Below are 21,740 nucleotides of genomic sequence, written 5' to 3'. Positions count from 1 at the left end.
TAAGCCTGAAAGGCTTTTATCTTACAGCCCAGGGCATCGCCCTGGGTCTCTGAATGCCTACACACCCCGCGCCCTGAAAGGGCATAATACCTGTATATGTGACTTTTGCCCTTTCAGGGCGCAACATTAACAACATATTATTGTACCCAGGGCGATGCCCTGGGCTGTAAGATAAAAGCCTTTCAGGCTTAGGCTGCGCTAGACTTTCATTTACTTCAAATTACTTCAAAATCCTAAAGAAATGAATAAAGCACATTCGTGAAAAGTGCAATTATTTTACCGTCTTCATTTATATCAGTCGTCTTTTTTTTCACCCTATCCAGAACACCTTCTGAGAGGGGGTACAATGACTCAGGGACTGAAAGGCATTCAGTTCCTGAGTGAAAGCCTTTCAGTCCCTGACTGAATCAGGTTCATTCAGTGAGTGAAATAAGAACTCTTTTTCCAGCGAAGCTTTTTCAAACTTATTTGTAAAGATTATGCATTTCTTATTTCACTCATACCCTATCAGAAATGCACAAAAAGTAACCGTACAAAGTATAAATGCACTTTTTCTGTATTTTTCTTCTGATTCACTTGTATGTTTCCAACAAGTAACATATATTTGTTCCCGAATAGTAACATTAGTAATATGAAAGAGAAAAGCATTCTGGCAGAAAGAGATAGAGAAGCCACAGAGAGACGACTAGTAAATACTATCGGCGAGATGATTGCAGAAAACGGATTCGAGAAAATCGGCATTAATGCAGTGGCTGCTCAGTCCGGTGTATCGAAGATACTGATATATCGCTATTTCGGTTCGGTAGAAGGGCTTATTGCTACCTATATAAGGCAACATGACTTCTGGATTAATTTTCCACTCGACTTTCCAAATCGGGAAGAATTGCCCGTATTTCTTAAACATACATTTCAAAATCAGATAGAACAATTACGCAATAATCCTACTGCGAAAAGGCTCTATCGGTGGGAATTATCCTGCAATAATGAGATGATTGCCCAATTAAGAGAACAGAGGGAGAAAGTCGGCATCAATCTTGTAGAAAAAGTATGCGAGTTAACCGGTCTACCCCAAAGAGAAATAGCAGTAATGGCTTCCATGCTGACTGCTTCCATTACCTACTTGGTGATGCTCGAAGAGTTTTGTCCGGTATTCAATGGAATCGCTATTAATGAAAACTCCGGTTGGGAACAAATCAGCGAAGGAATAAATACATTGATTGATAAATATTTTAAAGCAGAAAATTATGAATAATGACTTTTGGGAGATAGTACGCCTTGCCTCTAAAGCTCCATCCGGGCATAATACGCAACCATGGCGCTTCCGTATTTCCGATGATGAAATTACGATTCTACCAAACTACAAGGTGGCACTTCCTGTTGTCGACCCCGACAATAGGGAACTGTTCATTAGCCTTGGGTGTGCAGTAGAGAACTTATTTATTGCATCCGAACACTTAGGTTACAAAGCACAAATCAACTCTTGTTATCCAAAGAGAATAACAATCAACCTTATTCGAGCATCCGGTATTCAGGATAATCCCCTATTTGCTCAAATAGAAAAGCGTCAAACCAACCGTGACCTTTACAACGGAAAACGAATATCAGAAGAGACGTTGGAGAAAATAAAGTCCATTCGTAAAGAAACTAAAGTACAGCTTTACATTTTCGAAAAAGAGAATGCAATCGCTCAAACGATCAAAGAATATATCAAGGAAGGGAATAAAATTCAAATGAATGATAAGCCCTTCAAAACGGAATTACTCTCTTGGATGCGATTTAATACCAAGCAGGTAGAAAGGACACAAGACGGTTTGAGTTACCAGGTTTTCGGAAGTCCGGCACTTCCTCAGTGTATTGCCAAGCCTATAGTTAGCATGTTTCTAAAACCAAATCCACAGAATAAATCCGATATAAAGAAAATAGATTCTTCTTCACATCTGGTAGTATTCACTGCCTGCGCAAATACCTTCAAAGAGTGGATTAATTCTGGACGTACTTTACAACGCTTCTTGCTTAAACTCACTGAAGAAGGAATCAGTTGCGCCTTTATGAACCAACCTTGTGAAGTAGAAACATTGGTTCCCAAACTGCAAAGCGCTCTTTCCGTCAATGCTGAGTATCCTACAATTCTATTAAGAATAGGCTATGCAAAACCCGCCCCTTATTCACCCCGCAAAGAAATAGAGAAAATACTCATTTGATATTTTTTTGCCTTGGGATATGAACTACAGAAGTTAGAACGACTGAAAAGATATGAGAATTCACTATTGGTTACTGAGTTTGCAGAGAAGTTGGATCACAACTCCATTTCTGTCAAGATAGGAATTACCTATTAACGATTAGTATAAGTATAATATTGTTTCTACTAAAAAGTTTCATACCTTTGCCATGTGAAACTACAAATCGTTAAAATATCCGCGTAATACAGTCCGATTATTCGTAATCAGGCTGGTCTATTCTTGCATGTTCGACATATTCTTGTCTCGAACAATATTTTTATATCCATATATTTATTATTTAATAAAGAAGAAATCATGAAAAAGAATTTCATAGTAAGACAAATTACAGAAGCGGATTATACTACAGTTTACGACTTGATTAAAACAGCCTTTGAAACCGCAGAACACCGTGACGGTGACGAGCAAGACTATGCTGTAGGACTGCGCAATGGCGAAAACTACATTCCCCAACTAGACTTAGTAGCAGAGCAAGACGGTAAGATCATCGGGCATATAATGCTGACAAAGACTTACGTAACGAAACCTGATAGCAGCAGGTATGATACACTACTCGTTGCTCCACTCTCCGTACTACTTGAATACCGTAGTGTTGGTGCAGGTTCTGCCTTAATGAAAGAAGGATTACGTATTGCCCTGACAATGGGGTATGATTCGGCATTCTTAATTGGAGATCCTAATTACTATCAGCGTTTTGGCTACAAACTCACTCATTTATATGGCATTAACCACGAAAGTCTACCAGCAGAATACGTAATGGTAAAAGAATTAGTGCTCGAAGCACTAAACGGAATTACAGGGTTAATTAAAATGTAAAATCCAGTATATAGAAAAATACATCCAAAGGGGCTACACCATTTTCACTAAACGGTGTAGCCCTCTCTTTAGCAAAAAATTAACGATACATCTTAATCTTTCCCAACGAAACACTTTTCTAAACTAAATAATTACTTCTTTTGTCTCCATCTTAACATCCCCTGACCGGAAGATATGAACAGTAATGTAGACACAACCACACTCGAAACCTTGCAACATGGCAATCATGCTGCCTTCGAAACCGTCTTCATTGCTTATTACTCTAAAGTCAAAACATTTATCTACAGTTATATCAAGTCCGAAGCCGACGCCGAAGAACTGGCGGAAGAACTCTTTGTTAATCTTTGGATAAACCATCGCTCTATAAACACTTCCAAATCATTTGATGCTTACTTGCACACCATTGCAAGAAATGCCGCAATCAACTACCTGAAACATAAGCATGTAGAGGATGCTTATTTAAAGAATACTCCTAACCAAACATGCAGTTCAACTTCAGAAGAGGAACTGATAGCCCGCGAACTTGGCATACTGATCGATGATACCGTTGAAAAGATGCCGCAGCAGCGAAAAGAAATCTATAAACTGAGCCGCAACGAAGGATTAAGCAACGAAGAAATTGCTATTAGGCTGAATACTACCAAACGAAATGTAGAAAGTCAACTGAGCCTGGCCTTGAAAGAAATACGGCAAGCGATCTCATGCCTGCTATGGTCATTGCTGTAGGTTGACTACTCAGGTTTACAAGTCCGCATGCTTCAAATAAGAAAAATTGTATCTTTAAGCTACCAATGTTCATAACAAAAGATTAGCTTTGCAGCCTAAACTAAAACGATGAATCATGAAAAAGATCTTTATATTGGCATGTTCATGCCTTATTTTGGTTGCCTGTGGCAACAATCCTAAATCAAGTCAGTCGACGAATGCCGATTCTACCCAAGTAGCAGATATGCATACAGCCGAAAATTCATTAGATATTGCAGGCACATATAAGGGAACATTTCCTGCTGCCGACTGTCCGGGGATAAATACAACCCTAACGATCAACAATGATAAGACTTTCACTCTCATTTCCGACTACATAGATCGTAAAGATGCCACTTTCACTGAAACCGGTACTTATACCATTGAGGGGAATATGTTGACATTGACAACAGACGGCCAACCACAATACTATAAGATAGGCGAAAATACCCTGACACATCTTGACGGAGATAAAAAGGAAGTGACTGGCGAACTTGCATCCTGGTTTATATTGAAGAAACAGTAAAACATAAATAGCAGTATAAGATTAAATGCCTGACAAAAGCATATTAACCTTGTACTGCTACTATAAGATATTAACTTTCACTCACCAATCAGCAATTTGCTCACGGCTGCACTATTCATAGCCCATTCACGTGTATAGACTTCATCTGCTTCAGGAGTATCCACTATTTCCAACTGCTGTGCTTTGGCTTTTATAACCAATAATTCACCTATAGAAGTCTTTGCATCCAGTTTATCCAAATAGTTTTCTATGGTCTGTGCATTCAGAGTCGTCACGGTCTGCCCGCCAAAAGGCACTTCCAACCATATAATTTCCCTTTCTTTCACCTTCAGCACTCCAAATACAAGCCCCTTCATCATACTTTGAGATACCTTTACCTGATGTTGCACGCAAGATGGGTCGTATGCCACTCCGTTCTTTTGTGATATCGTCATAGGATAGGCAGAATTCATCCAACCCACCACCAGATTAGGAGCAATAGCCCCATTGCTGTAAGCATTACAAGTAAAAGCCACATAGCGGGCACCGATACGATCCAGTTCTTTTATATCAAGCTCAATATATTCCGCTGTACCTGTCTTGTCGGGAATATATTGAATATCTCCACTGTGCTTTGCACCGGGAACATGTAACTTAAAATAGCTACATACCTCCGTACTATAAGGCAGGGCGATGTGGCAACTCAAGTCCATATCCAAATACTGGGCAGGAAGCCCTGCTCCCCACTGCATGAAGAGACGGACATTGTTTCCTTCAACCGGGAAACGTGTTCCTTGTAAAGCACAAGAAGCATCCTTTATCGTACTGTTACGGTCACCTATGGACAACGGAATATGGAACAATATCGGATCTATATACATGTTTTTGCTATCTGTCGTTAGCCTTGCAAAGCGGGCAGTAACAACCTCTTCGCATAGTTTCTTTACCTGAGTTGACATATCCTTCAATTGTTCAGGCAAATAGATATCAAGTAAATAATGATGCCCTATCAACTTGGCGTTACCACCTAACGGCTTAACCAATCTTTTTCGTTCAGGATCGAAATAACTCTCGGCATACATACCCAACGTAAGGATTAAGCGTGCCGGTAATAGATGCATTACTTCTCTGAAAGCCGACAAGGTATCTTCCGGTCCGAACCACAACATATTGACGAATAAAGAACGTGCAAACAAACCCGGACGCTGTTTCAACAGTGCAAAGGTTCTCTCCGCATCAGCTTTCAGGCGATAGGCATCCACTTTGCCCTGCCAAACGGTATATGTCTCATTATAAAACATATCCATCAGTTCATTTAGTTTTTCAAATCCTCCTTTACGTGCATACTCGGCCAAACGCAAAGCACGTATCATCCTTACCCATATTTCTCTTTTAGGATGCATGATTTCACAACACTTAGCAACCGGCATATCCAAATCATTCAACCAAGCAGCTACCATACGGCATTCCCGACGGGTATATTTCAGTTTCAGTTCTTCTCGTTTCTGCTCCTTTGCTTTTTGGCTTTTGGCTAATGCACCACATGTATGGTTATTGTTTCGCCCTGTCTTACGAATCATTGTTTTAGGTTCTATAATTTGCAGGAAACCAGTTTTCTTGTACCACAAATAGCGCAAAACATCGTTCGGAGTAGTGAAACAGATTTGTGCTTCCGCTTCCTCACCCTTTTCGATTAATGTATCCACTACCAGCATCACAGTCTCTTTCATACCGATTCTTGCATCGGGCAACGGTAGCTCATGGAGCAATATTTTCAAGCTATCTACCTGTGTGGCATCCAGTGCAGTATGCGATTCGAGCAAATCTTTGAAAAAACGCTCTATCTCGGCGCATTGCCAAAGTTCCAATATCTTCAGTTTACTCCCTTGACCGAAATATTCTGTATGCGCTATCTCAAAAGGAGTACCACAGAACGGACAACCGTTATATCTTTCTAAGGGAAAAGTATTGTCCGGAATGATGTGTCCACAAGGCAACTTCACACCATTCTTTATTTGAAACAGATTAGCAATCCACGTAACCCAGTGGTCAAACCGCGACTCACCTGTGGGAGTGTCCCAACCTTTCACCAAAGGAGCCCAATTCAAATTCAGCCCTAAGACCTCTTTCATCATTTGCAGAATTTCCAGTTGTTCGGCAGGAGTCAGTCCGTTTACCGCCCACAATAATTTCTCCGTCAAGCCATAACCAGTCTTTTTCAAGTGGGCTACCAGTGCAATAGTAGCAGGCTTCAACTTTGTCTCCTCCATTTTCTCTACCTCAGGCAGATAAATGGCATTCTGCCGGATAGAAACTTTCAATAAATCCTTTTTCATATTTCATATATTTATTAATAAGGTAATCGGAAGACTGTGAATAAATGGTGCATTCCTGCGTTTTTGAAGTAAGCCTTCCTTGACCTTGATTTCTACTATAAAGAGGTGGGGCAGGCCGGAATCGAACCGGCGACACTTCACGTGATGGAAGTAAACCTTGATTAACCTGTCCGTAGAAAGATAATCTCAAGATTGAGATGATGCTCTACCAACTGAGCTACTGCCCCTCTTTCCGAGAGAAAAAGAAAACGGATAATTGTACAGGTGCTTATTCTTTAGTGATGGTTGAAGTAACCCATACTTGACCTGTTTTCTTGTTTCTGTGACAAAGTTACATGCCTCACTACGCAGTCTTTTTGCGTAGTCGCATTTTTTTTCTATTTTTGTTCAGAAACTCTAAAAAAACATGTTATGCCCATTAGCCGAAACGCTCTGATTCGCTATAAAACGATAGATAACTGCCTGCGTAATCCATATCGGAAGTGGACGCTTGAAGATTTGGTTGATGCCTGTTCGGATGCCTTGTACGAATACGAAGGAATAGAAAAAGGAATCAGCAAACGTACTGTCCAAATGGATATCCAGTTGATGCGTAGTGAAAAACTAGGCTACAATGCCCCTATCGTAGTGAAGGATCATAAATACTATATGTACGAAGACCCAGACTACAGCATAACGAACACTCCCTTGTCCGAACAAGACCTGAAAGTGATGTCGGGAGCAGTAGAAGTACTGAAACAGTTCAATGGTTTCTCCTATTTTTCAGGCATGGGCGATATTATTAGCCGCCTGGAAGATCATGTTACCTCGGTTCGGCAAAAAACGACTCCTATCATTGATTTTGAAAAGAATAACAATCTGACGGGATTGAATTATCTCGATAGCGTTTATAGGGCTATTCTTAATAAACAAGCCATTCATTTAAAATACCGTTCATTCAAAGCACGTTCGGCAGCCGATTTTGTGTTTTATCCTTATCTGTTGAAGGAATACCGGAACCGCTGGTTTGTCTTCGGTTCAAAAAAGAAGGGAAATATGCTTTATAATCTTGCTCTTGACCGTATTTTAGAGATTACTCCTGCACCCGATGAAGATTATCAGGAAAACACTTACTTCAATCCTACCACCTTCCTGGATGATGTGATAGGGGTAACCAAAGGAATCAACGAATTTCCACAAGAAGTACGCTTCCGGGTAAATCAGGAAAATGCTCCTTATGTGCTGACAAAACCGTTTCATAGAAGTCAGTATCTGGTAGAAAAAGAAGAAGACGGTTCAATGGTTTTTCAGATAAAAGTAGTTATCAATCAAGAGTTACATCGAGAGATTTTAGGCTTTGGAGATGGCATACGTGTTCTGTTTCCTCCGTCACTGGTACGATTTATCAAAGGAAAACTTCTTGCCGCAGCCAAGCTGTATAAAGAAGAGGAAAAAAAAAGATAAATAGAACAATTTAATCTGCACCCTACCTGCTCCGTACCCGCTCCTTGTATTTTCTTTCGCTATAGATACGGAGAAAACAGGGAGAAGATACGATGGAGAAGAGAAATAGAACAAAAGGAAGTTTCCATCTACAACTTGAAAAGATATAAAATATCAGTTATCTCACTGAGTTTTTGAAACCTTAGTTGTATATATTATAAAAACCATTCAAATGGAGTATACTATAATATATAGAATCATCAGGAAATATCTATCTGACCGTTTTTCTTCTGAGACCGAGGAGAAGGTACAGAAGTGGATTATTAAAGATAAAGATGCCGACGAAAAAGAACAGGCATCACTGGCTTACTGGAATACATTGGAACAGAGAGACGAAACAGAAACCAGTGAAGCCTTGACGCGGGTGAACCGAAGAATAAACTATTCAAGAACAAGACAATTCGCTTTCCGCAAGAAAATAGCCCGCGTGGCAGCAGTTCTTATTCCGTTATTTATGTTGGCAGGAGGATATCTGTACTATACCTCTACGACAAGAAGTCTGATTGAAGTCTACGCTGCCTACGGTGAGAAAAAACATCTCATATTGCCGGATAGTTCTGAGATATGGTTGAATGCAGGTACCACCTTCAAATACCCCGAAACTTTTACAGGAGAAGAGCGTCTTGTCTATTTGGATGGTGAAGCCTACTTTAGCGTGAAAAAAGATGCAAGCAGACCGTTTATCGTAAAAGCTTCCCAAATGTCTGTCACTGTTTTGGGAACGCGCTTCAATGTGAAAGCCTATCCTGATGATGAAAGGATTACCACCACCCTATCCAGTGGAAAAGTGGAAATAAACGTCCCTTCCCAAAGCCCTGAGATACTCAGTCCGAACGAACAACTGACCTACAACAAAAAAACATCGCACATCAGCGTTGCAGAAATACCTGCCGCCGATACTGATAGTTGGGTTACAGGTAAACTGATTTTCACAAACACTTCGCTCACTGAGATACAGCAGACTTTGAAAAGAAGGTACAACGTAACCTTCAGCAACCACACTTCCCTTAACGGGAACGCACGATATACCGTCCGGTTTCTACAGAACGAAAACCTCGAACAAGTCTTGAATGTCTTGGGCGATATCGTCGGCATCGATTACAGAAAGAACGGAACTCACATCGAATTAATCAATATCCCTTAATCCCCACCGCTCATGAAGAAAAAGAGAACCGGGCAGCAGCTTGAGACCCTCTACCCGGTTCTTGAAACATTAATCGACATTAAACCGTGAAGTAAAATGAAGTATTAACATACAAATGTACAATAATGAACCGAATAACCACTAACCGACAGGTAAGTAAAACCGTCCTTTTTTCATTTTTTGCCTTTCTCACAATCAGCCTCATGGCACAAAACAGTGAGAAGAGAATAACCATACTCAATAAAAACATCTCCCTAAAAGAAGCCTTCCTGCAAATAGAACAGCAAACCGGATACAGCGTAGCTTATGAACAATCAAATCTGGACATCGAAAAGAAGGTACCGCTGGCCTTGAATGAAGCAAGCATTGACCAGGCAATCACAAAAATCCTGAAAGGTACTAGACACATCTACCGGATAAAGGGCTATCACATCATCATCTCCCTGCCCGACGGAAAGCAGAAAGCAACCAAAGAGAAGACGCAAGAATTAACGCAGACTATCAGAGGCATTGTAATAGACGCCCAAACAAATGCTCCCATTGAATTTGCATCAGTCATGATTCAGCAGGGAGGTTCTTTAGGTGCAATAACCGATAGCTTGGGACGATTTCGAATAAACAATGTATCCATCGGACGATGTAACATACAGACTTCCTATGTCGGTTATCATACAAACCTCGTCAATGGCATACCGGTGACTTCCTCCAAAGAAATCTATTTGGAAATACCACTGGACGAAAATGTACAAAATTTGAATGAGGTTATTATACAACCGGAAGTGCGCAAAGATAAGACATTGAACGTCATGGCCCTCACGGGCGGACGCATGATAAGCATGGAAGAAGCCGGCCGGTTTGCCAATGGTTTCGACGATCCTGCCCGACTGAGTTCCGCCTTTGCAGGTGTAGCAGGAGATGTAGGCACCAATGCCGTAGCCATCCGGGGAAATGCCCCTCAATTCACCCAATGGAGACTGGAAGGAGTTGAAATTCCCAATCCTACCCACTTTGCCGACCTTTCAGGTTTAGGAGGTGGTTTCCTGTCCGCACTCAGCACACAGGTCATCGGTAATTCCGATTTCTATAACGGTGCTTTTCCGGCAGAGTACAACAATGCCTTGTCAGGCATATTCGACATGCACCTGCGCAATGGCAATAATCAGAAAAACGAGCATACCTTCCAACTGGGGCTTTTAGGTATCGACCTCGCTTCCGAAGGACCTATCAGCAAGAAGAGGGGAAGTTCCTATATTTTCAATTACCGCTTCTCCACCACTTCGCTGGCAACAGGTAATGATATTAACCTGAAATATCAGGACCTTTCTTTCAAGCTGAATTTCCCGACAAAGCGGGCAGGAACTTTCTCCCTCTGGGGAATAGGATTGATTGACCGGAACAAGGTCGACTTTGAAGAACGAAGCGAATGGGAAAACCTAGGAAGTAGACAAGCAGGCAACAACAACCTGAACAAGATGGTGGGCGGATTGACACATCAATATTCAATCAATGAGACTACCTATCTCCGTTCTTCCTTAGCCGCCACTTACTCCAAAGACCATCTTTTAGTAGACCAGCTAACCCAAACGGATAATGACCTCATCCATGTAGGAGATGTTCAAAACTCAAGGTGGGACGTTGTATTCAACTCTTATCTGAACAAGAAGTTCAGCGCCCGGCACACCAATAGAACCGGCATTACCCTTACCGGACTAAAATATGACCTCGATTACAAAGTCAGCCCTTACGTCGGCCTCGATCTCCCCATGGAGCAAATATCAAAAGGTAGTGGAAAAAGTGCCATACTATCAGCTTACAGCACTTCCGTTATTAATCTAAACAACCATTGGAGTACCAGTCTGGGGATCAACGCCCAATACTTTTTATTAAATAAGAATTGGTCCGTAGAACCGCGTGTCGCCCTCAAATGGAAGTTGAATGCAAAACATGCTTTAGCCTTGGCCTACGGACTGCATAGCCGCCGCGAAAAGCTGGATTACTATTTCATTGAAAAGGAAGTGGACGGACGGAAACTCTCCAATAAATACCTCGATTTATCGAAAGCCCATCACTTCGGACTGACTTATGACTGGAACATCAGCCCATACCTCCATTTGAAAGTAGAACCTTACTATCAGCACCTCTTCCACCTACCGGTCGAGATGAACACTTCCTTCTCCATCGTCAACCACGAAGATTTTTACCTAGACCGCCTATTAGTAAACAAAGGAGTGGGTCGTAATTATGGCATAGACATCACTCTGGAGCAGTATATGCAAAACGGCTTCTACTATATGTTGACAGGTTCTATCTTTAAATCGAAATACAAAGGCGGAGATGGCATCTGGCGAAATACCCGAATGGATAAAGGCTACATGCTGAACCTCCTTGCCGGCAAAGAATGGATGATAGGGAAGCGCAAACAGAATGTTCTTAGCCTCAACGGGCGTATCTTCTTTCAAGGAGGAAATCGATATACTCCGGTAGATGAGGCCAAGAGTATGGAAAAGCACGAGGTTATATTCGATGAAACACAGGCATTCAGCAAGAAGTTCAGCCCGGCAGTGAATGGAGATATCTCCTTGAGTTACCGGATAAACAAGAAGAAGATATCACACGAATTCTCAGTGAAGATTCTAAACATAGGTATGCGCACCGGTATGCACTTCTATGAATATGACGAACGAAACGGAAAGATAAAACAAGAAGACGGAGTGGGGCTGATTCCGAATATCAGTTATAAGATATACTTTTAAGATGAGGCGGGATGAATATAAACTCTTCGGACAAAGAAGAGACTTTTGAAGACCATTGATAAAAAAGGGCCTTAGCCCTTTTTTATCAATGTATTATTATATGTTTCCCTTCGGGAGTAACTATAATAGAGCCCATCTTAATGTAGTGCTTACCGTCCGAAGAAACTATTATCTTGCTACTGCTCTCATCATTGGAAGATACTTTTTTCTCACTCACAGCCCTTGTAGTTCTTGGAGGTGACAGCAGGAAATCATTCTCCAAATAACTCTTCATCTCGGTTACCTTCCCTTCTTTAAACTTAACCTTAACGACCGACCATCCAGTAGTTCCTAGTGCCCGGAAGGTTAAGGTTTCACCTTCGCCATTAAAATCACGGAAAGTAGGCTTGCCTAAAACGGAAGTTACTTCATTTAAAGCCATCCCCTGTTCTACGCTACCTAACTGTTTGTACCTGAATCCGTATTCGTGATAGATGCCACAACTCGATAATAATATTGCCAACAGTAGCAATAAAAAGACTGATACCTTATCCATAATAGAAAGTTTTAGTGTTAATCTATATCACAAAAGTAGAATGATAAATCCTCACTTCACAATGATTTTCTCTATTCATGAATAGGAATATCCCTACTCTGTCAAGCAGAGCAGGCTTAAATCTCAGTCTTTGAACAGGGGCAACTGGTTGAGCATATTCCTTATTTTGATTGCAATACGAGGCATAGGTTCCGCTATGGTTAGTCCTATTAATGAGTACTGGGAAGCAATATCATTAATTAATCTAATAGCCTCTTGCATCTTCAGCCCATCGGGTTCAACACCTACACCAGCAATTATTTCAGCAGGGTCTAAAGCATCAAGATCGAAATGTACCACTACCTTCGAGACTTTCGCTTGTTTCAGCCAATCCATCACAACCTTACTGCTATCAGCTACTTCGGCAGGTGACAGACCTTTAATGCCTAAATCCTTTTGACGTTCCTGCATTCCGGGGTCCCATGAACGAAGTCCTACTATCAGCGCTTTTGACGCCTCGTACTTTCCGGGCAGCAATTGCATGAATACTTCATCACCCATACCTAGGCAAGCCGTCAGTGCCATAGCATGATAACCTTTATACTCATCATAAGGCAAATTAATGTCGGGATGCGCATCAATCCACACAATCGCAACATCATTTGGATATTTCTTTGCCAGATAAGTGAATGGTACTACACTGGCGGAGCATTCTCCTCCAAGAGTGATAATCCGATCAGGAGCATTCTTTTCAAGAAGTTCGAGTGCAGACTTGGTTTGTTGTAGAATAACCTGGCGGGCACTGATGCCATTTTCCACTGCCCGGTCATTGATATCTAATGATACTGGTACTATTACCGTATTTTGTGTATTTTCGGGTGCCAGTAGATTAAGTAATTGCGCACCTAGATAATAACCTCTTGATGCATCATTTGCTGGAATATCAGGCATCCAATGGTCGATAATGCCTCCCTGCCACTGGGGATAAATTAGGCGGATAGTTGATATTTCTTTTTCCATACTAGAGTATTTTAATATTGCAAATATATGAGATTCTATAGATTTTATATATCATTCATCTCACTTTCTTTCATTTTGAATAACTCTTGATAAAGAGTATTTTTCGGCAACGTAGCTGATGTATATGGAAGAACCGTCTACACTTCTCCATATATTTACATATCTTTGTGCCTCAATATTAAAACCGCATACCTACCCTATGAATAGATACAAAGCCACAAGCACTATCTGCCAAAGTATCTTCTTTCTCCTCTTTCTTTGGATAGCAACCTTACAAATTGTATCTGCGCAACTCAGATACAAAAATATCAATGAACCATCTCTACCAGAAAAGTATATTCATCTGAAAAAGGGTGATACGCTCTCTATACACCAAATGTTGAAGGTGGGCATCCCAGTGGATGCAATTGATGAGCGAGGACGTACTCTGTTTATGCAAAAAGCATTTGAAGGAGATACAGTATGCCTGAAATATCTGATAAAAGCGGGAGCCGATATAAATAAACGCCACAGATCAGGAGATGTCCCGGAGTATCTTTATACTGCCCTGGACTATGCCATCATAGGAAAGCAAAAGAAGACCATTGACTTCCTGCGTCGTAATGGTGCACTTTGGGAGGAGGAGCGACAAAAGACTTATTCTACCATAAGGAAGTTAGACGATACAATTGATGCCGACATGCTGGATTACATTCTGACAATAGGAGCCAGACTTGGCGAATCAGAAAAATTCCGCCTACTGATAAAGTATGTCACTATGCCGCCAAATGTTTATATGCAACGGGAAATCGTGCAAATCTGCTTACGTAACACACTGGAGATAACTCCACAGAAAGTACAACCTTACCTCAATAAATGGGAAACGCTCAATGCACAAGAGGTATCCGACAGGATTATCAAATTGCAAGAAAAAGAGATAAAACTCCGCGACCTCCCACGACGCAAGGTAGAAATACAGGATAGCTTACAACGCCTGATGGCCGAAGGGAAAGAAGACACATTGCACTATACATATTATACATACGCGGATGGAAAAATAAACGTCAGTCCACGTATAGACACCTTCTACAACAAGGTAGGCGATGACAAAGACTGGTTGGTCATTCTTGTCAGCGCCTTAATGCCTTTTCTTCTGATAGCACGACTGGTACGGAAATACATGAAAGAAGTGTGGAAACAACATACCTCCAAATTACTCTTCCCAATAGGAGGGATGTGGTTTGCCATCGGAGCCCTTTTCTATCTACCGCTCAGCACACTGTATTGGAATTTCGATGATTACTGTACTCGGCTGCGGGGACATGGATATACAGCAGTAGCCGATTACCGATTGGAAACCATCAAAGTAAGAAACGGCAGGGCAGGCTATCATTACGAAACTGTTCGCAGATACACTTTTACCTTTGTAACGGATAAAGGTGTAACAACTTGCCTGAACCTGGGACTATCCAACTTTACTGAATACAACCATACAGAACAGGGAGAAAAAATATCCGTCAAATATCTACCTCATGCACACAAACTATCCATTGCCGATGCATCCAATACCTCCGACAATTTACTTGCGATGGGCGTCAGTAGTATCATTATCATGTTAATGGTTGCATTATTGATGGGCAAGCTCAACTTCATTTATAAGTTTTGGAAGAAATTTCGAGAGAGAAAATCTCAGAAAAAGAGTAAACGTAGGTAGATGCTGTAAACAGGCTATCCGTTGGCAACTATGAAATAAATCACTATTTTTGCAACTGACAATCAAAAACTTCAAACAGTTTAATATTATGCCATACATCACAGTAGAGAGCGGATTAATGACCGTAGAACAAAAAGAAGAACTCATTAAAAGGCTTACAGAAGTATCAGCAGAAATAATGAGTATTCCTAAGGAGTTCTTTATGGTCACAATCAAAGAATTACCGGATAGCAATATTGGTATTGGTGGAAAGACCATTGATAAGACTCGAAAAGAATATCTGGATAAGCATCAGAAATCAGATGTATAAAGAGTATCAACCCGACCCTCTGCTCTCTCCTTACATAGATAAATACTGGGAGTTTAAAGGACGTCCCGACTACGGTACGCACATCAACATACTGCCCGACGGATGTACCGACTTCATCTTTACACTTGGAGAAGTAGCGAATGCCGTAGGCGACTGTCTGGTGATGCACCCCTACCGCTCCTATTTTGTGGGAGCCATGACAAAGTATTCCGAATTGGTAACTTATGCAGAAACCGTCCACATGCTTGGTATCCGTTTTCTGCCGAGCGGAACACTCCGTTTTATGAATCTGCCCCTGCACGAACTCACCAATCTGCGGATAAGTACAGAAGACCTCACAAGTCCTTTCAGCAATTCTTTCGCTGAAAGATTATGTGAATTATCAACCATGCAAGAGCAAATTGTTTTCATAGAACATTTCCTCATCAAAACCTTATGCAAACACTTACCCAAAACAGAACAAGCCATTACATTCGCCATACGGCAGATAGATATATATAAGGGTAATCTGTCATTAAGTCAGCTGGCAGATCAAACCTGTCTGTGCCAACGACATTTTGAACGTAAATTCAAGATGCACACCGGGCTCACTCCCAAAGAATATAGTCGGATTATAAAATTTAAGAATACTATTGATTTAATACGCAGTACTTCGTTCGACAACCTACTGTCTATCGCTACCCAAGCAGGATACTATGATGTATCCCATCTATCCAATGATATAAAAAAAATGTCAGGAAACACTGCAAAATTCTTTCTGACCTCTCCCCCTCTTGAAGAAGGTACATTGACATACGTAAAATCATAAAGTCGATTTTTTACAATACATTTCATTATTCTCGGTACTATATTTGCGGCAACTAACCAATAAAAACATGTAAGATGGAAACAATTATCGAAAAAGCAGCAGAAATACTGAGAAGATGCGAAACAGTAATTATCACCTCCGTGAATGAAGAAGGATATCCGCGCCCTGTTCCTATGAGTAAGATTAAATCAGAAGGAGCTACAACCGTATGGATGTCAACCGGAACTTATTCTCTTAAAACCAAAGACTTCGCCGCCAATCCCAAAGCAGGGTTATGTTATCAGGAGGGTGGCAACAGTGTGGCTTTGACGGGAGAAGTAGAGATTATAGACGATGAAGCCACCAAGAAAGAGATGTGGCAGGACTGGTTTATCAATCATTTTCCAGGAGGACCTACCGATCCTACTTATATCCTGCTGAAGTTCAAAGGCACGTATGCCACTATCTGGATAGACGGATACTTCTCACACGAAGAAGTTTAAGATAAGCCAAATACCTCCATGAACATGAACTAACTCCGACAGAGGAGTGTTATAACCATAGTAACTTAAAACAGAATGTATCATGGAAAAGAGTTTGATTCACAGCAATGAATTGCATTTCATCAGCAAAAAGGACATTCACCAAGCCGTTAAGAAAATGGTAGAGTCACTGGATTTGGCAGCGGGTTCCACTAGGGGATTTGATGTGTATACAGTAGTAGAAAGCTATTTCACTGATCTGGAAAAACGAAGGAAAATCAATAGGTTGCTAAACTTAGATCAAGAGAATATTTGCGAGGAGGTAGAAGAAGAACTCGGAGTTTATGAAATGTAAGGCAGATGCCTAAGTAATATAGATAGAGGGACATAACCTTACAGCCGGTTATGTCCCTCTATTTTTTTCTTCAGCAATTTTACGCCTGATGAACCGTCAACTGCGGGAACGGGAAATTGATTCCTTCCTTATTGAACACAGTGTAAATTTCCTTATTTATATCAAAATATACGCTCCAGTAATCGGAACTGTTCACCCAAACACGAACAACTACATTTACACTACTTGCACTCAAAGCATGAAGTGCAATGAATGGAGCCGGATCATTCAACACACGCTTATCCTTGGCAAGAATACCACGAACAGTTTCCTCCACCCTTCCGTAGTCTTCACCATAATCCACTCCTATCACCCATTCAACACGGCGGGTTTCCTCACGACTATAATTCGTCACCGTACCACTGCTCACAGCTCCATTAGGGATATAGATCACTTTATTATCGGCTGTAGTCAGAATGGTATGGAAGATTTGAATTTCGCGTACCGTGCCCGATACGTTGAGATACTCAATCCAATCGCCTACCTTGAAGGGACGAAACAGCAAGACGATTAGTCCACCCGCAAAGTTTTGCAAGTTTCCCGATAAAGCCATACCGATAGCCACACCCGCAGAGGCCAACAAAGCAGCAAAAGAGGTGGTTTCTACTCCCAATTTACCGATAACGGCAATAATCAACAAGATAGTCAGTAATATATTAGTCAAGCTCTTTACAAAACTCTGGATACCCGGATCAATATGTCGTTTCGTCAGTAGCTTGGCCAAGATTTTCTTAAGGAAAGAAATCAGAATACGCCCCACTACAAATATAATGATAGCCCCAATGATGCGCCCTCCAGCTTCTACACCCCAGTCTATCAATTGTTGAATAAGAATCTGCAATTTGCTAAAGCCATCTTCTGTAGCAGATTGAGCTACCGCAGTCACGGTTAATAATGATACTGACATAATAAATATCTTTTTGAAATTAATAAATTAAACATTCGCACAAAATAATGATACAAGTATCTAAATGGAACACAAAATTAACAAAAACTCTGGATTATCTTTCACTCTACCTTCCTTTTTCTTCTTTCTATTCTTACATAAAACGATAAAACCAAAGAGCACGATGAAAAGTTGCCATCAAAAAAAACTTCTTAAAATTGGGAGCTTTCGTCATGATGATTTTTCATCAAAAGTCCGTTGCTAATTATAAAAACAAATATTATTAATACATTTTATATTGATTTCTTAATAAATTCACTATTTTTGCTTTTCAAGAAAAACACACCACCCAGTACACAAATAAAGGGCAAAAAGATGAAACGTATTTTGATGCTATCTATATATATACTTTCAGGCATTTGTGTGGAATCCTTTGCACATACATCCTACAATGATAGTCTGAGCTGGTTCAGGGCAAACCAAGAATTAAAATCTGCCAATTACCAGCAAGCCTGTAGTCTTTATATGGATTTAGATAAGCTCATGGATACAATCTACACAGAAATCAATTCCAAAAAGATAGAAGATTTACGCAAAGTATATTCCATTAATGAAGTACAATTACAAAAAAATATAGTCCAAAGTAAGATATTACAATTGGTCGTTTGGGTGGGCATTACATTCATTATACTTTTCATTATATTTTTCTTCTACATAAAAAAGCAAAACAAACGGCTTATCCGCTCGCAAGAAGCATTGAACCAAGCTAAAGGGTTGGCTGAAGAGTCTATTCGGAATAAAAGCCTATTTCTTTCCAATATGAGCCATGAAATTAAAACTCCGCTAAATGCTCTCTCAGGTTTCTCTGAAGTACTGACTATGCCGGGGATTGACGAAGCCACCCGCCAGCAATGTAATGATATTATCCAACTTAATTCCGAACTTCTCTTAAAGCTACTAAATGACGTAATTGATATATCCTGTTTGGATGTAACAAATATGAAGTTCAACATTAAGCCTTATGATGTTGTAGAACTTTGCAAAAATGTTATCACCACTTTAAGTGCCATCAAGCAAACTGAAGCCAGCATTTCTTTTGAAACAGACCTCACCACATTGGAATTGGAAACGGATGCGGACAGATTACAACAAATGCTTATCAATCTTTTAGTCAATGCAACAAAGTTTACCAAACAAGGAAGTATCTTGCTGAAACTTGAAAAAACAAACGACAACACAGCCCAGTTCTCTGTAACCGATACCGGATGTGGCATTCCATTAGAAAAACAGGGACACATCTTCGAACGTTTCGAAAAGCTGAATGAAAAGGCACAGGGAACGGGATTGGGATTATCTATCTGCCTGCTTATCATCAAACGTTTTGGTGGAAATATCTGGATTGATTCCCAATACACCGATGGGGCACGGTTTGTATTTGTACATCCACTAAAACAGGAGGTACGGTCATGAAGCAAAAATTGTTCATATTCACATGCTTGATATTGATAATGGTATCAACAATAGCTGCCCAATCTACAACACAAGAGAAACAATTGCGTGACAGTGTTTTCACCGTTTATCACTCCATCACAAAAGCAAGTGATAAAATAAACTTCATGCGGCATACGTTCTATCAGAATATTGATAAAAAATGGGTTACAGAATTGCTTGATTCTATTCTGGAATTATCAATAACAGAAATGGACACCATCGCTGAGTTAGATATTCGTCGCGATCTAATTGTTCATTACAAGTATCTATCCGATCTGCCTCAAATGGAAAATAGCCTTAAAGAATTAAAGGCAGCAAGTTATAAATACAACTTATATAACTACTATTTTCAGATGTGGAACGATATTCTTCAATTCTATAATGTACGCGGCGATACGGAATATTCCAGAATACAAGCCCTAAAAATGGAAGAAGAGGCCATCAATATAAAAAGCTCGTCGGGTATTTCATTTGCTTACCTATCATTGGGGCAGTCACTTACAGCCGCTAAAAAAGAAGAAGAAGCTATTAATATATTAAAAAAGGCACTGGAATCTAAAGACCTTAATCCTTTGATAAAGGCAATGATACACTCTGAAATCATAACAGCTTATCAGCTAACCAATAAAATTGAGGAAGCTATAAATGAGTTGAATATGCAAAAGAGTATTTTTGATCAAATTATTAATGAAGACCCTTCCCTAGAATCCCAATATGGTGAGAAATTATTGGAGATTGAGCTAACATATTGTGCCTGTTATGACAAGCTGAATGATTCCAATAATTTATTGAAGCATCTAAACAAAGCAAAACAATATTATACCCCCAATTCCTTCTTTTCTAACTATATTAATTATCACGCATATTGGGGAGGTTATTACCGGTTGACCCAACAATGGAAAGATTGTTTTCGTGAGTTCGACAAAGCACTGGCACACTTTAACCACACACTGCCCCTGCAAGAAATGGAAATACGGCGAATGAAAGGAAAAGCTTTGGTTGAAGCCGGACATTATGAAGATGCAGCAATATTATATAAAGATCTTTCTATTATGGGTGACTCCCTCAATAAAGATGTATTAAAGTATCACGAAGAGGCACTTCAGGCAAACTATAATATTCGCGAAGCACTATTTGAGAAATACAATCTGGAAAAACAATACAACTGGATTATAGTTATTTTCGTATTAGTAGCCATAGGGTTATTATTGTTAATGATACTCCGCGCATACAAAGGCAACAAAGCATTGCAGCGTGCGGAACAAGAAACACGCAATGCTCTTGAAACGGTAGATGCGGCCGATAAGATGAAAGATGTATTTCTACATAATATCATCCACCAAATCCGCGAACCTCTCAATGTAGTAGTAGGTTTTTCGAGTATACTTGCTATTGAAAATGACCTGACATCTGAATTATCTCAAGAGTATTCGGCAGCTATCAAAAAGAACGCAGCATTACTATTTCAATTGATTATTGATGTACTCGATCTCTCACGACTGGAATCAGGCATGATGAAATTTAATATTTCTGAATGTGATGCCGTACAAATGTGTAAAGACGCCAAGATGGGGGTAGAAATGCTAGAGCATAACATCGTCCGCCTATCCTTTGAAACCAAGCTGGAAGAAGCAATGGTTCAAACAGATAATGAACGTTTCCTGAAAATGTTACTATCTATTCTCTCTGCTCCGGAAAGTAATGAAACGGATATAGTCGTAGTCTATACGCTGTGTATTGAGGATAATCAAATAAAGATAGTAGTGGAAAACAGTCCCTTACTAGAACAACCGGAAAATATACAACGCATCAAACATGATATAAACCGGCTGTTCCTAGAAACATTCAAAGGTACTTATCAATACCCACGCAACTTGGATAAAGGTGATATAATACTAACTTATCCATTGAATTAACAGAAAAGCTGATTATTGAATCCATTGTATTACAATTGATTTCCTTAGCTTTGCTTGTAACTTTCAGCAGAAAGCTCTACCTTTGTGCGTAGATTTCAACTAAGGGGTGCCCCAATATGACGGGCTGAGATCATACCCATTGACCTGATCCGGGTAATGCCGGCGTAGGGAAAAGAAGAAAAGTTCCCCTTTTCTGTATTTATCTAAACTAAATGATTGCAAATGAAGAG

19 protein-coding genes, 1 tRNA gene and 1 riboswitch are annotated in these 21,740 nt (G+C 40.2%); of the genes, 15 read left to right on the top strand and 5 right to left on the bottom strand.

The genetic code is table 11. The features are described 5' to 3' along the window. The first annotated feature begins 631 nt into the window (after positions 1–631). The 5 genes from Q1W14_RS14535 (at position 632) to Q1W14_RS14515 (ending at position 4,323) form a co-directional block, all read left to right on the top strand. Entirely contained in the window at positions 632–1,252 is a 621-nt protein-coding gene (locus tag Q1W14_RS14535; RefSeq protein WP_300702630.1) for a TetR/AcrR family transcriptional regulator, read from the top strand. Further along, positions 1,245–2,201: a nitroreductase gene (locus Q1W14_RS14530; protein ID WP_300702627.1), complete on the top strand. Its 957-nt coding sequence runs from the start codon at positions 1,245–1,247 to the stop codon at positions 2,199–2,201. Before Q1W14_RS14535 ends, Q1W14_RS14530 begins: the two co-directional genes overlap by 8 nt. 333 nt (positions 2,202–2,534) lie before the next feature. After that, positions 2,535–3,053, top strand: a complete 519-nt coding sequence (locus Q1W14_RS14525; protein WP_300702623.1) for a GNAT family N-acetyltransferase — start codon at positions 2,535–2,537, stop codon at positions 3,051–3,053. Positions 3,054–3,227: 174 nt separating this feature from the next. Beyond that, the gene (locus tag Q1W14_RS14520) at positions 3,228–3,779 is read left to right on the top strand and encodes an RNA polymerase sigma-70 factor (RefSeq protein WP_300702621.1); all 552 of its coding nucleotides are present in this window, start codon (positions 3,228–3,230) and stop codon (positions 3,777–3,779) included. 115 nt (positions 3,780–3,894) lie between these two features. After that, on the top strand, positions 3,895–4,323 hold the full coding sequence (locus tag Q1W14_RS14515; protein ID WP_300702618.1) for a copper resistance protein NlpE: 429 nt from the start codon (positions 3,895–3,897) through the stop codon (positions 4,321–4,323). A 77-nt stretch (positions 4,324–4,400) separates the two neighbouring features. On the opposite strand, the gene Q1W14_RS14510 is transcribed toward Q1W14_RS14515, so the two are convergent. Together Q1W14_RS14510 and Q1W14_RS14505 are read right to left on the bottom strand one after the other, a co-directional pair. Further along, entirely contained in the window at positions 4,401–6,638 is a 2,238-nt protein-coding gene (locus Q1W14_RS14510; protein ID WP_300702616.1) for a hypothetical protein, read from the bottom strand. Between the two features lie 106 nt (positions 6,639–6,744). Next, a tRNA-OTHER gene (locus tag Q1W14_RS14505) sits at positions 6,745–6,865 on the bottom strand. A 184-nt stretch (positions 6,866–7,049) separates the two neighbouring features. Between Q1W14_RS14505 and Q1W14_RS14500 the strand changes: the two genes are divergently transcribed. From Q1W14_RS14500 to Q1W14_RS14490, 3 genes are all read left to right on the top strand, one after another. Continuing rightward, positions 7,050–8,081 (top strand): WYL domain-containing protein, encoded by a 1,032-nt coding sequence (locus Q1W14_RS14500; RefSeq protein ID WP_300702613.1) that lies wholly within the window; start codon positions 7,050–7,052, stop codon positions 8,079–8,081. Between the two features lie 211 nt (positions 8,082–8,292). Next, entirely contained in the window at positions 8,293–9,264 is a 972-nt protein-coding gene (locus tag Q1W14_RS14495) for a FecR family protein (RefSeq protein WP_300702610.1), read from the top strand. Between the two features lie 125 nt (positions 9,265–9,389). Beyond that, on the top strand, positions 9,390–12,017 hold the full coding sequence (locus tag Q1W14_RS14490) for a carboxypeptidase-like regulatory domain-containing protein (RefSeq protein WP_300702607.1): 2,628 nt from the start codon (positions 9,390–9,392) through the stop codon (positions 12,015–12,017). Positions 12,018–12,102: 85 nt separating this feature from the next. Here the strand turns inward: Q1W14_RS14490 and Q1W14_RS14485 are convergent, their stop codons facing one another. Further along, positions 12,103–12,552 carry a hypothetical protein gene (locus Q1W14_RS14485; protein ID WP_300702604.1) on the bottom strand — a complete coding sequence of 150 codons (450 nt, stop codon included), beginning with the start codon at positions 12,550–12,552 and terminating at the stop codon, positions 12,103–12,105. Between the two features lie 123 nt (positions 12,553–12,675). Then, complete coding sequence (locus Q1W14_RS14480) at positions 12,676–13,551, bottom strand: arginase family protein (RefSeq protein WP_300702601.1); 876 nt, start codon at positions 13,549–13,551, stop codon at positions 12,676–12,678. 199 nt (positions 13,552–13,750) lie between these two features. Between Q1W14_RS14480 and Q1W14_RS14475 the strand changes: the two genes are divergently transcribed. From Q1W14_RS14475 to Q1W14_RS14455, 5 genes are all read left to right on the top strand, one after another. Further along, positions 13,751–15,244, top strand: coding sequence for an ankyrin repeat domain-containing protein (locus Q1W14_RS14475; RefSeq protein WP_300702598.1), 1,494 nt, complete (start codon positions 13,751–13,753; stop codon positions 15,242–15,244). An 88-nt stretch (positions 15,245–15,332) separates the two neighbouring features. Then, positions 15,333–15,554, top strand: coding sequence for a 4-oxalocrotonate tautomerase DmpI (dmpI, locus tag Q1W14_RS14470; protein WP_300702593.1), 222 nt, complete (start codon positions 15,333–15,335; stop codon positions 15,552–15,554). Further along, entirely contained in the window at positions 15,547–16,362 is an 816-nt protein-coding gene (locus Q1W14_RS14465) for a DUF6597 domain-containing transcriptional factor (protein ID WP_300702590.1), read from the top strand. Before dmpI ends, Q1W14_RS14465 begins: the two co-directional genes overlap by 8 nt. A 74-nt stretch (positions 16,363–16,436) precedes the next feature. Further along, complete coding sequence (locus tag Q1W14_RS14460; RefSeq protein WP_300702587.1) at positions 16,437–16,844, top strand: pyridoxamine 5'-phosphate oxidase family protein; 408 nt, start codon at positions 16,437–16,439, stop codon at positions 16,842–16,844. An 82-nt stretch (positions 16,845–16,926) separates the two neighbouring features. Then, complete coding sequence (locus tag Q1W14_RS14455) at positions 16,927–17,178, top strand: hypothetical protein (protein ID WP_300702584.1); 252 nt, start codon at positions 16,927–16,929, stop codon at positions 17,176–17,178. A gap of 79 nt (positions 17,179–17,257) precedes the next feature. Here the strand turns inward: Q1W14_RS14455 and Q1W14_RS14450 are convergent, their stop codons facing one another. Next, positions 17,258–18,124 carry a mechanosensitive ion channel domain-containing protein gene (locus Q1W14_RS14450; protein ID WP_300702580.1) on the bottom strand — a complete coding sequence of 289 codons (867 nt, stop codon included), beginning with the start codon at positions 18,122–18,124 and terminating at the stop codon, positions 17,258–17,260. Between the two features lie 354 nt (positions 18,125–18,478). On the opposite strand from Q1W14_RS14450, the gene Q1W14_RS14445 reads away from it, so the two are divergent. Continuing rightward, complete coding sequence (locus Q1W14_RS14445) at positions 18,479–19,573, top strand: HAMP domain-containing sensor histidine kinase (RefSeq protein WP_300702577.1); 1,095 nt, start codon at positions 18,479–18,481, stop codon at positions 19,571–19,573. Then, the gene (locus Q1W14_RS14440) at positions 19,570–21,510 is read left to right on the top strand and encodes a histidine kinase dimerization/phospho-acceptor domain-containing protein (protein WP_300702574.1); all 1,941 of its coding nucleotides are present in this window, start codon (positions 19,570–19,572) and stop codon (positions 21,508–21,510) included. Before Q1W14_RS14445 ends, Q1W14_RS14440 begins: the two co-directional genes overlap by 4 nt. A 92-nt stretch (positions 21,511–21,602) precedes the next feature. Next, a riboswitch (TPP riboswitch) is annotated at positions 21,603–21,699 on the top strand. The last annotated feature ends 41 nt before the right edge of the window (positions 21,700–21,740 follow it).

Source organism: Bacteroides sp. (assembly GCF_030151085.1).
Taxonomy (GTDB): domain Bacteria; phylum Bacteroidota; class Bacteroidia; order Bacteroidales; family Bacteroidaceae; genus Bacteroides.
The sequence above is the reverse complement of the archived record's forward strand: the minus strand, read 5'-3'. Positions and strand labels throughout refer to the sequence as shown.

Excerpts from the sequence above, each read along its gene's own strand:
- Q1W14_RS14535 (WP_300702630.1), top strand. The coding sequence starts at position 632 with ATGAAAGAGAAAAGCATTCTGGCAGAAAGAGATAGAGAAGCCACAGAG.
- Q1W14_RS14530 (WP_300702627.1), top strand. The coding sequence starts at position 1,245 with ATGAATAATGACTTTTGGGAGATAGTACGCCTTGCCTCTAAAGCTCCA.
- Q1W14_RS14525 (WP_300702623.1), top strand. The coding sequence starts at position 2,535 with ATGAAAAAGAATTTCATAGTAAGACAAATTACAGAAGCGGATTATACT.
- Q1W14_RS14520 (WP_300702621.1), top strand. The coding sequence starts at position 3,228 with ATGAACAGTAATGTAGACACAACCACACTCGAAACCTTGCAACATGGC.
- Q1W14_RS14515 (WP_300702618.1), top strand. The coding sequence starts at position 3,895 with ATGAAAAAGATCTTTATATTGGCATGTTCATGCCTTATTTTGGTTGCC.
- Q1W14_RS14510 (WP_300702616.1), bottom strand. The coding sequence starts at position 6,638 with ATGAAAAAGGATTTATTGAAAGTTTCTATCCGGCAGAATGCCATTTAT.
- Q1W14_RS14500 (WP_300702613.1), top strand. The coding sequence starts at position 7,050 with ATGCCCATTAGCCGAAACGCTCTGATTCGCTATAAAACGATAGATAAC.
- Q1W14_RS14495 (WP_300702610.1), top strand. The coding sequence starts at position 8,293 with ATGGAGTATACTATAATATATAGAATCATCAGGAAATATCTATCTGAC.
- Q1W14_RS14490 (WP_300702607.1), top strand. The coding sequence starts at position 9,390 with ATGAACCGAATAACCACTAACCGACAGGTAAGTAAAACCGTCCTTTTT.
- Q1W14_RS14485 (WP_300702604.1), bottom strand. The coding sequence starts at position 12,552 with ATGGATAAGGTATCAGTCTTTTTATTGCTACTGTTGGCAATATTATTA.
- Q1W14_RS14480 (WP_300702601.1), bottom strand. The coding sequence starts at position 13,551 with ATGGAAAAAGAAATATCAACTATCCGCCTAATTTATCCCCAGTGGCAG.
- Q1W14_RS14475 (WP_300702598.1), top strand. The coding sequence starts at position 13,751 with ATGAATAGATACAAAGCCACAAGCACTATCTGCCAAAGTATCTTCTTT.
- dmpI (WP_300702593.1), top strand. The coding sequence starts at position 15,333 with ATGCCATACATCACAGTAGAGAGCGGATTAATGACCGTAGAACAAAAA.
- Q1W14_RS14465 (WP_300702590.1), top strand. The coding sequence starts at position 15,547 with ATGTATAAAGAGTATCAACCCGACCCTCTGCTCTCTCCTTACATAGAT.
- Q1W14_RS14460 (WP_300702587.1), top strand. The coding sequence starts at position 16,437 with ATGGAAACAATTATCGAAAAAGCAGCAGAAATACTGAGAAGATGCGAA.
- Q1W14_RS14455 (WP_300702584.1), top strand. The coding sequence starts at position 16,927 with ATGGAAAAGAGTTTGATTCACAGCAATGAATTGCATTTCATCAGCAAA.
- Q1W14_RS14450 (WP_300702580.1), bottom strand. The coding sequence starts at position 18,124 with ATGTCAGTATCATTATTAACCGTGACTGCGGTAGCTCAATCTGCTACA.
- Q1W14_RS14445 (WP_300702577.1), top strand. The coding sequence starts at position 18,479 with ATGAAACGTATTTTGATGCTATCTATATATATACTTTCAGGCATTTGT.
- Q1W14_RS14440 (WP_300702574.1), top strand. The coding sequence starts at position 19,570 with ATGAAGCAAAAATTGTTCATATTCACATGCTTGATATTGATAATGGTA.